The organism is Nocardia sp. NPDC058497 (genome assembly GCF_042720195.1).
Classification (GTDB): Bacteria; Actinomycetota; Actinomycetes; order Mycobacteriales; family Mycobacteriaceae; genus Nocardia.
The window spans coordinates 1-8,414 of record NZ_JBHXMY010000244.1 but is presented as its reverse complement, the minus strand read 5'-3'; the positions used below and the strand labels follow the sequence as shown (position 1 = coordinate 8,414).

At 68.0% G+C, this 8,414-nt stretch carries 10 protein-coding genes and 1 pseudogene; 3 read left to right on the top strand and 8 right to left on the bottom strand.

Annotation, left to right across the window (positions count from 1 at the left end; genetic code table 11):
• Both ACFWPJ_RS17685 and ACFWPJ_RS17680 read right to left on the bottom strand, forming a co-directional pair.
• A pseudogene (locus ACFWPJ_RS17685) lies at positions 1-184 on the bottom strand (hypothetical protein); the annotation flags it as partial.
• A 216-nt stretch (positions 185-400) separates the two neighbouring features.
• Positions 401-736 carry a TfoX/Sxy family protein gene (locus ACFWPJ_RS17680; RefSeq protein ID WP_378852584.1) on the bottom strand — a complete coding sequence of 112 codons (336 nt, stop codon included), beginning with the start codon at positions 734-736 and terminating at the stop codon, positions 401-403.
• A gap of 123 nt (positions 737-859) precedes the next feature.
• Between ACFWPJ_RS17680 and ACFWPJ_RS17675 the strand changes: the two genes are divergently transcribed.
• The 3 genes from ACFWPJ_RS17675 (at position 860) to ACFWPJ_RS17665 (ending at position 4,586) form a co-directional block, all read left to right on the top strand.
• The gene (locus ACFWPJ_RS17675; RefSeq protein WP_378852582.1) at positions 860-1,612 is read left to right on the top strand and encodes a siderophore-interacting protein; all 753 of its coding nucleotides are present in this window, start codon (positions 860-862) and stop codon (positions 1,610-1,612) included.
• A 113-nt stretch (positions 1,613-1,725) separates the two neighbouring features.
• Positions 1,726-3,882, top strand: a complete 2,157-nt coding sequence (locus ACFWPJ_RS17670; protein ID WP_378852580.1) for an elongation factor G-like protein EF-G2 — start codon at positions 1,726-1,728, stop codon at positions 3,880-3,882.
• A 62-nt stretch (positions 3,883-3,944) separates the two neighbouring features.
• Positions 3,945-4,586 (top strand): hypothetical protein, encoded by a 642-nt coding sequence (locus ACFWPJ_RS17665; protein WP_378852578.1) that lies wholly within the window; start codon positions 3,945-3,947, stop codon positions 4,584-4,586.
• An 82-nt stretch (positions 4,587-4,668) separates the two neighbouring features.
• Here ACFWPJ_RS17665 and ACFWPJ_RS17660 read toward each other — a convergent pair whose 3' ends face one another.
• The 6 genes from ACFWPJ_RS17660 to ACFWPJ_RS17635 all read right to left on the bottom strand — a co-directional run.
• Positions 4,669-4,980, bottom strand: coding sequence for a hypothetical protein (locus ACFWPJ_RS17660; protein WP_378852576.1), 312 nt, complete (start codon positions 4,978-4,980; stop codon positions 4,669-4,671).
• Between the two features lie 103 nt (positions 4,981-5,083).
• Positions 5,084-5,359 carry a glutaredoxin domain-containing protein gene (locus ACFWPJ_RS17655; protein WP_378852574.1) on the bottom strand — a complete coding sequence of 92 codons (276 nt, stop codon included), beginning with the start codon at positions 5,357-5,359 and terminating at the stop codon, positions 5,084-5,086.
• Positions 5,360-5,361: 2 nt separating this feature from the next.
• Positions 5,362-5,850, bottom strand: coding sequence for an SRPBCC family protein (locus ACFWPJ_RS17650; RefSeq protein WP_378852572.1), 489 nt, complete (start codon positions 5,848-5,850; stop codon positions 5,362-5,364).
• Positions 5,847-6,182 (bottom strand): ArsR/SmtB family transcription factor, encoded by a 336-nt coding sequence (locus ACFWPJ_RS17645; protein ID WP_378852570.1) that lies wholly within the window; start codon positions 6,180-6,182, stop codon positions 5,847-5,849. The genes ACFWPJ_RS17650 and ACFWPJ_RS17645 overlap by 4 nt, the downstream gene beginning before the upstream one ends.
• Positions 6,183-6,249: 67 nt before the next feature.
• A complete protein-coding gene (locus ACFWPJ_RS17640; RefSeq protein ID WP_378852568.1) occupies positions 6,250-7,533 on the bottom strand; it encodes an MFS transporter in 1,284 nt (427 codons plus the stop codon).
• On the bottom strand, positions 7,530-8,414 hold an 885-nt coding region (locus tag ACFWPJ_RS17635), incomplete at its 5' end, for a rhodanese-like domain-containing protein (RefSeq protein WP_378852566.1). The genes ACFWPJ_RS17640 and ACFWPJ_RS17635, both read right to left, overlap by 4 nt.

The window sequence follows — 8,414 nt, the reverse complement described above, 5'->3', positions numbered from 1 at the left end:
GGATGTCCTTGGACGTGGCGGCGAGCACGTGCCCGACCAGGCCGGTCGCCGAGGTCAGGGCGAGGGAACCGTGCGAGATCCCCTTGTGCGGCGCACCGGCGGCGGCGATCAGCGAGACGGCGCCGTAGGCGGCGGTGCGCAGGGTGGCCTTGTCCTGGTCGGTCAGGGTGATGGTGATGGACATGGTGTGTACTCCTCGAAATCGGTTGTGGCACTGACTGTGTCGGTGCCGACTGTTTTGTTCGATGTACACACTGTGGCCGGGCAGGCTGACACCGAGCTGACACACACCTGACGTCTCCACTGACAGCGGCACCAGGCCTTGACCACCGCCAGAGGCGAACTGCGCATCCTGGCGCTCAGCGGCAGCCTCCATGCCGACTCCTGCGGCACCCATTGCTCAGCGCTTGCGGGGCAGGGCGGCGGCGAACGCCACGCCGCGTTCGACCCACTCGCGCAGGACCGTGTCATCGGCGACGAGGTCCGGTGCGACGCGCAGCCAGCCGGTCATCTCGCGGCCGGCCATCGTCATCGGCGTGATCGCCGCACCGTCGATCAAGGTCTCGCTCTCGGCGGGGTCGACCCGCACGAGCAGACCGCCCTGACCGCTCGCCGCGACAGCCATATTGCCGCCGACCAGAAAGGCGAGTCCACCGAACATCTTCTTCTCGTCGATGTCGCCACGCGGATACACCAGCTCCCTGACCCGCTCGGCAAGCTCCGTGTCATACGCCATGTGCGCCAGTATGCGCCAGGCCACCGACAACCACCTGTGACCTGGCACGCATGCCATAAAATCTGTGCGCGAGAGGGGACCGGGGGTACGTTTGTTAGGTAACGCTAACTACTGGAGGTTTCCTTGGCTCGCCCCCGTACCACCCTGACGGTGCTGCGCACCGAACGTCTGTCCCCGCATATGGTGCGCGTGCACTTCCTCGCTTCCGGTCTGGAGGTCGGGGCGTCCACCGATTCGTACGTCAAACTCATCTTCCCGGTAGACGGCGTCGAGGTGCTGCGCACGTACACCCTGCGCTCGATCGACCGGGCCGGCGAACAGGTCGCGATCGACTTCGTATATCACGGTGACGAAGGCATCGCCGGACCGTGGGCAGCGCAGGCAGCCCCGGGCGCCACCATTGATGTCTACGGTCCAGGCGGTGCCTATGCCCCACGCGCCGAGGCGGACTGGCATCTGCTGGCGGGTGACGATTCCGCGCTGCCCGCTATCGCCGCCGCGCTCGAGTCGATGCCGGCGACGGCCGCGGGTATCGCCTTCGTGGAGGTGGCTGGGCCCGAGGACGAGCTCCCTGTCGCCAAGCCTGACGGGGTGGAGCTGACCTGGTTGCATCGAGGCGACCGGGCGCCGGGCGAAGCGCTGGCCGAGGCTGTGCGCGCCGCGGTCTGGCGGGAGGGGCAGGTGCAGGTATTCATCCACGGCGAAGCGCACGCCGTCATGCACGATCTGCGCCGCTACATCCGCAGAGAACGGGAGGTTTCCGCCGAGTGGGCCGCATCGATCTCCGGTTACTGGCGGCGGGGCCGGACCGAAGAGGGCTTCCGGGAATGGAGGGCCGATCTGGCCACCCGCGAGTCCGCGCCCGCTTCCCCCTGAGCGGCCATACATCACCGGGTCGCAGCATCGATCGGCCGGAAACCGTGGACGTGCCCCTACCTGCGGTGGGAAGCTCGAAGGAGCCGGGTCCCTAATCCGAGGGAGCGTGCGACATGGTGGACCGGACGAACGGGGCGCAGCGACCGGAGAGCATCCGGAACGTGGCGTTGGTTGGCAGCAGCGGTGCGGGGAAGACGACGCTGGTGGAGGCGCTGGCGTTGGCGACCGGGACGGTGAACCGGGCAGGCCGGGTGGAGGACGGGACATCGCTGTCGGACTACGACGAGGTCGAACGGCGACAGCACAGATCTGTGCAGGTGTCGGTGGTCCCGGTGATGTGGGGCGGGGTGAAGATCAATCTGATCGATACGCCGGGATGCCCGGATTTCGTCGGCGAACTGCGGGCCGGGTTGCGGGCGGCGGACGCGGCGCTTTTCCTGGTGTCGGCGGCCGACGGAGTGGAGGGTGTGGCGGGGGCGACGCGGGAACTGTGGGCCGAATGCGCGCGGGTGGGGATGCCGCGGGCGATCGTGATGACACATCTGGACACGGCGCGGGCGGAGTACGCGGAACTGGTGCAGACCTGTCAGGCGCTGCTGACCGACGGAGCGAGCGATACCGTGCTGCCCCTGCACCTGCCGGTCTACGGGCAGAAGAGCCCCGACGGGCACCGGCCCGCGATCGGACTGCTGGAACTGCTCGAGCGACGGGTCGCCGACTATCGCAGCGGGAAACGGGTGCGCACCGAACCTTCCGCGGAACAGCTCGCGGTGATCGACCCGGCCCGCGATCGGTTGATCGAGGCGATCATCGCCGAGAGCGAAGACGAAACGCTGATGGACCGGTACCTCGACGGCGAACCCGTCGAACTCGACACCCTGGTCGACGACCTGGAACGAGCCGTGGCGCGCGGAAGCTTCCATCCGGTGCTGTTCGCGGCACCGGCGGCCGAGGAAGCGGAGCAGGGCCTCGGCACGCTCGAACTGCTGGAACTGGTCACGGCCGGGTTCCCGACACCGATCGAACACCCGCTGTCGGCCGTGCCGCGCGGCGACGGCGCCGCGCCCACCGCACTGCGCTGCGATCCGGCGGCCGAACTCGCCGCGGAGGTCATCCGGACCTCGTCCGACCCGTATGTGGGACGGGTATCGCTGGTGCGGGTGTTCTCCGGCACGCTGCACAGCGAGGACACCGTCCACGTCTGCGGACCCGAGCACGATGCCGACGACCGGGTCGGCGGGGTCACCGCGCCGTTCGGGAAACAACAGCGGACACTGACCGAGGCCGTTGCCGGCGATATCGCGTTCGTGAGCAAACTCGGCCACGCGGAAACCGGCGACACCCTGTCCGGCACCGGGAATCCCCTGCTGATCGAGCCATGGCAGCTGCCGGAACCCCTGCTGCCCGTGGCTATCCGGGCGCGGGGGAAGTCCGATGAGGACAAGCTCTCGCAGAGCCTGACCCGGCTCGTCGCCGAGGATCCGACCCTGCGGCTGGAAAACAACGAACACACCCATCAGCTGGTGCTGTGGTGTCTGGGGGAAGCCCACCGGGATGTCGCGCTGGAACGGTTGCGCGGGCGGTTCGGGGTGCGGGTGGACGTGGAACCGTATCGCGTGGCGTTACGGGAGACGCTCGCCGCGGCGGGCGAGGGGCGCGGCAGGCTGGTGAAGCAGTCCGGCGGGCATGGGCAGTACGCGGTGTGCCAGATCCAGGTGGAACCGCTGCCGACGGGGACGGGATTCGAGTTCGTCGACCGGGTGGTCGGTGGGGTGGTGCCGCGGCAGTTCATCGGATCGGTGGAGAAAGGGGCAAGGGCGCAGGCCGCGCGCGGGGTCACTCCCGGATATCCGCTGGTGGATGTGCGGGTGACACTGGTGGAGGGGAAAGCGCACTCGGTGGACTCCTCCGACGCCGCCTTCCAGACCGCGGGTGCCCTCGCCCTTCGCGACGCGGCGGACGCGTCCGGGACCCTGCTGCTCGAACCGGTTGCCGCGGTGCGGGTCACGGTCCCCGACGACCATCTGGGCGCCGTCCTCGGCGACCTGTCCACCCGGCGCGGCCGCATTCTCGGCACCGAACCGGCCGAGACCGGCCGCACCCGGATCCGGGCCGAGGTACCCGAACTCGAACTGAGCAGGTATGTCATCGACCTGCGATCGCTCACCCACGGAGCGGGTTCGTTCGCCCGCGGGTACCTACGGCACGAGCCGATGCCGGCCGCCGTCGCCGCACGGGCACGCAAGGAAAGCGCCGAGGCGTCGGCCTGAAGCACGCGTTCGCCGCCTGGATCGCCATGCCGAGCGTGCAGAGCCGTGGCTACGATCCCTTGGTGAATGTGGATGTGATTCCAGGCCGAATGATCGAGGTGCCGACGGCGGATGCGAGTGGCATGGATCGGCGGGCATTCGGTGAATTCGTCGGGCCGCAGGGTGAACTGGCGTCCTATGCGCTGGGCTGGACCACCGGGTCCGATCCACACGCGGGACGGATCACCATCGGCATCGGGGCGGGCAATCCCGGAGGTGCGACCTTCCACGCCGTGGTCCGTCCGTATCAAGGCTCGCATGCGTACGGTCTCGTGGACGATCCCTTCGAGCAGGTTCCACAAGGTGGTCCGGATCTGACCGCCGAACAGGCACGGGCGCACGAAGATCTGCCGTTCGCGTGGTGGGTGGTCGATCGGGTGATGGAGCGGGATCCACGCGCATGGTGGATGCGGCATTGGGTCGTCGGCACCCAATGCATCCAGACCGCACAGGTATTCGAGCAGCAGGAACCGATCCTGCACGTCGGTCATGACGAGGACGGGTGGTGGCAGCTGATCGGGTCGTCCCACGCCGGGCCGGGCGGCAAGATCGGGCACCTGTGGCACGCCATCGACGAGGACCCGACCCTGCAGGACGTGCTGGATCTCCCCGTAGGTAGTCGCGCTACCCGCGAGGGTGTCGCGCGGATGTGGACCAAGACCTGACAGGAATCCGATCAGCGTCGGTGGTCGGCGGGTCGGAGCCGATCGGACACGAGGATGTCGAATGGTGGTGGCTCGATGACCCTTACGGGCGCTGTACCGCGACTACCGCTTCTCCGGACCGTGCAGCCCGGAGATAGGCATCGAAGTGGGCCGACCCGTCGACGTGCTCATCCTGATCTGCCCTGAATCGATCAAGATCCATCGGCGATAGGTCACTGAACGCTGCGAACAGCTCATCGACCGGCACAGCGCGACGCCGACCCGACTCCGTCGGCTGGTTGATGTAGTTGTCGATAGCAGCCAAGGCGACCTGCTGCATCGACATGTGCTCGGCCTCTGCACGACGCCGTAAGGCGTCCGTCTGTTCCTCGGACAACCGCAGTGTCATGGCCATGAACGCATGATGCCGCTAGGTATCACTCGTGTCGATCATTGACGTCTTTTGACGGGAAGACAGACTGACCCGGAAGTCCGGAAAGTGATGCGAAACCCCGTTCTCAACGGCGCGGCAGCGCATCCGGGGCATAACGCCGGACCAGCGAAAGCACCTCGCGCAGACTGGGATTGACCAGAGCGTGCCCGGCCACGCAGACAGTGGGAACGGTCTCGTTGCCGTCGGCGACGGATCGGACGTAGGCGGCGGCATCGGGGTCGTCCCAGATATCTCGTTCGGAGTACCGCAGCCGCGTCAGCCGTAGCTGCAACCGCAGCTTCATCGAGAACGGGCAACCTGGACGGGTGTAGACGACGACCTCGTCGCCGGCGTTCGGCATGATCAGGACCGGGCCTCGGCGGCCTTGGCGAACAGTTCCAGCAGGGTGCTCCAACCGCCGCCGCGTTCGACGATGGTGTCCTGGATGGCCTTGCCGTCGACGAGCCGGTCGAGGTGGCGGTGTTCGAGGGTGACGCTCGTCTGCTCGGGGCCCTCGGCGGTGAACCGGACCTCGATCTCGCTGGCGCGGGCGGGGTCGGGGTCGTATTCCCAGCGTCCGTTGATCTGCCAGGTCACCACCAGCCGGTGCGGGGGCTCCCACACCAGTACTCGGCCCCAGTCGCATTCGGTGCCGTCGACGCCGCGCTCGTACCAGCGGCCGCCCTCGCCCGGTTCCAGGATCGCGTCGGCCATGTCGACCTGGCCGATGTGATAGGCCGCGGGCCACCAGCTGCCGAACGATTCGGTGAAGAACGCGAACGCCCGATCCGGGGTCATCGCGACGGTGGCTTTGCCTGCCAGGACAGGAAGCTGCTGCGGGGTGATGCTCATGGTCGATTCTCCTGTTCGGGATCGGGGGCCGCCGCGTCGGCGGCCTTCTGAAAAGCGGTCAGCGCGTCGTCCCAGATGTGCTGGAAATACGCCTGGATCGCGGCGAGGCCTTCGGGGTTGATCCGGTAGATCCGCCGCGTGCCGTCCGGTGTGGCCACCACGAGACCTCCCTGTTTGAGGACCCGCAGATGCTGCGACACCGCTTGCCGGGTGATCGGCAGCGATTCGGCCAGCTCGCCCACTGACGACGGTCGCCGGGCGAGGCGTTCGAAGATCACCTTGCGGGTCGGATCGCCCAGGATCGCCAGATCCACATCTTTGAAAGCCTCCACTTTCGTAAGTGTGCGCTTTCAAAACTTGCAGCGCAAGACCTCACCACAAGAAATGTCGCCGAGAGTCTTATCGGGTCGGGGTCTTCTGCGGTGGGTGAGTCTCATACATCCGGATGCCGACGGCCACCGCGGCGGCGGCGCTGACGGCGGCGGCCGCCCAGACCGCGGCGTGCAGGCCGAGCAGGTCGGCGACGATACCGCCCATGACGGCGCCGACGGCGTAGCCGAGGTCGCGCCAGACCCGGTAGACCCCGACCGCGCGGCCTCGCCAGAGCGGATGGGCGACATCGCCGATCACGGCGAGCAGGGTCGGATAGACCATGGCGGTCCCGGCGCCCAGCAGGATCGCACCGGCTGCCCAGCCGGTGAATCCATCGGAGGCGGCGATGATCGCCAGCGCGGCGGCTTGGAGGGTCATACCGCCGGTGATGAGGTGTTTGCGTCCCCACCGATCCGACAGCGCCCCGGTGACCAACTGCCCGGCGCCCCACACGCCGGGATAGAGGGCGAACAGCAACCCGATCTGGCCGACGCTGAGGTCCGCGGTGGCGAACAGTAGCGGGAACAGTCCCCACGACAGGCCGAAGTTGAGGTTGTTGACCAGTCCGGCGTGGCTGGCCGAGGACAGGGCGGGTTCGGTCAGGCTGGTCTGCACAGCGATCTGGCGATCGGTCAGATCCGCGTGCAGGTGGTCGTGGAGCCCGTCGGCGCGCGGGGTGTGCTCGGCGGCTTCCAGATGGGCATAGCCGCGGGTTTCGCGGATGAAGAACCCCGAGATCGCCAGGGCCAGTGCGGTATAGGCGAGGCCGAGCAGGAACGGTGCCGGGCGCAGTCCGTAGCGTTCGGCGAGGTAGCCCGCGAGCAAGGAACTGATCGCGACCGCGCCGTAGCCCGCGGCTTCGTTCAGACCCATCGCCAGTCCGCGGCGCGAGGGCCCGACCAGGTCGATCTTCATCACGACCGTGGTCGACCAGGTCAGACCCTGGTTGATTCCGAGCAGCACGTTGGCCGCTACGACCCAGCCCCAGTTCGGGGCGGCGATCAGCATCAGCGGCACCGGCACCGCGAACAGCCAGCCCACCAGCAGGACCGGTTTGCGGCCGTAGCGGTCGGAGAAGGTACCCGCGAAGTAGTTCGCGATCGCCTTGGTGATCCCGAACGCGGCGACGTAGGTGAAGATGAAGGTGTAACCGGTGAGCCCGAATTCGGACTCCGCCAGCAACGGCAGCACGGTCTGCTGCTGGCCCACCATGCCACCGACGAGCGCGTTGACCGCGACAAGCAGGGTGAACTGTGCGGCGTTCTCCCGCAGCCCCAGAACCGGGGTCCGCACGCGCGGGCGCAGGCTCACGACCCGACCTGGAGGTCTTGGCCGAGGGCGGCGGCGTAGTCGTCGGGGCAGCCTTCCAAGACGTGGATATCGGCGCGGCCGCCGGCTTCGAGGATGCTGGCCGCGGTCATGGCGCGCTCGCCGTGTCCGCACATCACCGCCACCGGCCCGGCCGGGATCTCGACCAGATGCTCAGCGAGGGTGCCTAATTCGATGCTGCGTGCCCCGGGCACGTGCCCAGCGGCGAATTCACCGCGCTGGCGGATGTCGAGCACCGTCGCCGGAGTCTGTGCCGAGAGTTCCTGGGCACCGGCCAAGTTCACCGCATCCGCCACGGCACCGGTCCATCCGGTGATGCCGTCGTCGAGTTCTCCAGCGAGCGAGTCGAATCCGACTTTGGCTGCCTCCCAGACGATGTCGTCACGGTCCTGAGTGGCATCACGGACGATGACCACGGGCCGGTTCGGGTCGGCCAGCCAGCCCAGCCAGGTCGCGAAGACCGGCCGCAGGGTGATCGACAGGGATCCGGGGATGTGCCCAGCGGCGAAATCTGCCGCGGCACGGACATCCACGACCTGTGCGCCCTCGGCGATCAGGTCGGCAACCTGGTCGCCGGTCAACGGCGTCAGCGCCGGGGTGGAGCCGAGGACTGCCGGGCCATTGTGGTTGACCGCGCCCAGGCGCAGGAAGTAGTCGGGGAAATTGCCCAGCGACGCCAGCAGCGCCGCCACGAACGCGTCTTCGCCCTCGACCTGCAGCAGCGGATTGGTCGCGCGTTCCTTGCCGATGGTGCTGACCCGCTCGGTGCCGGTGGCCGCCGAGCAGAACGAGCCCGCGCCGTGGGTGGGCCAGACCGGGGTGTCATCGGGCAGTTCCATCAGCCGCCGCAGTGAGTGGTACTG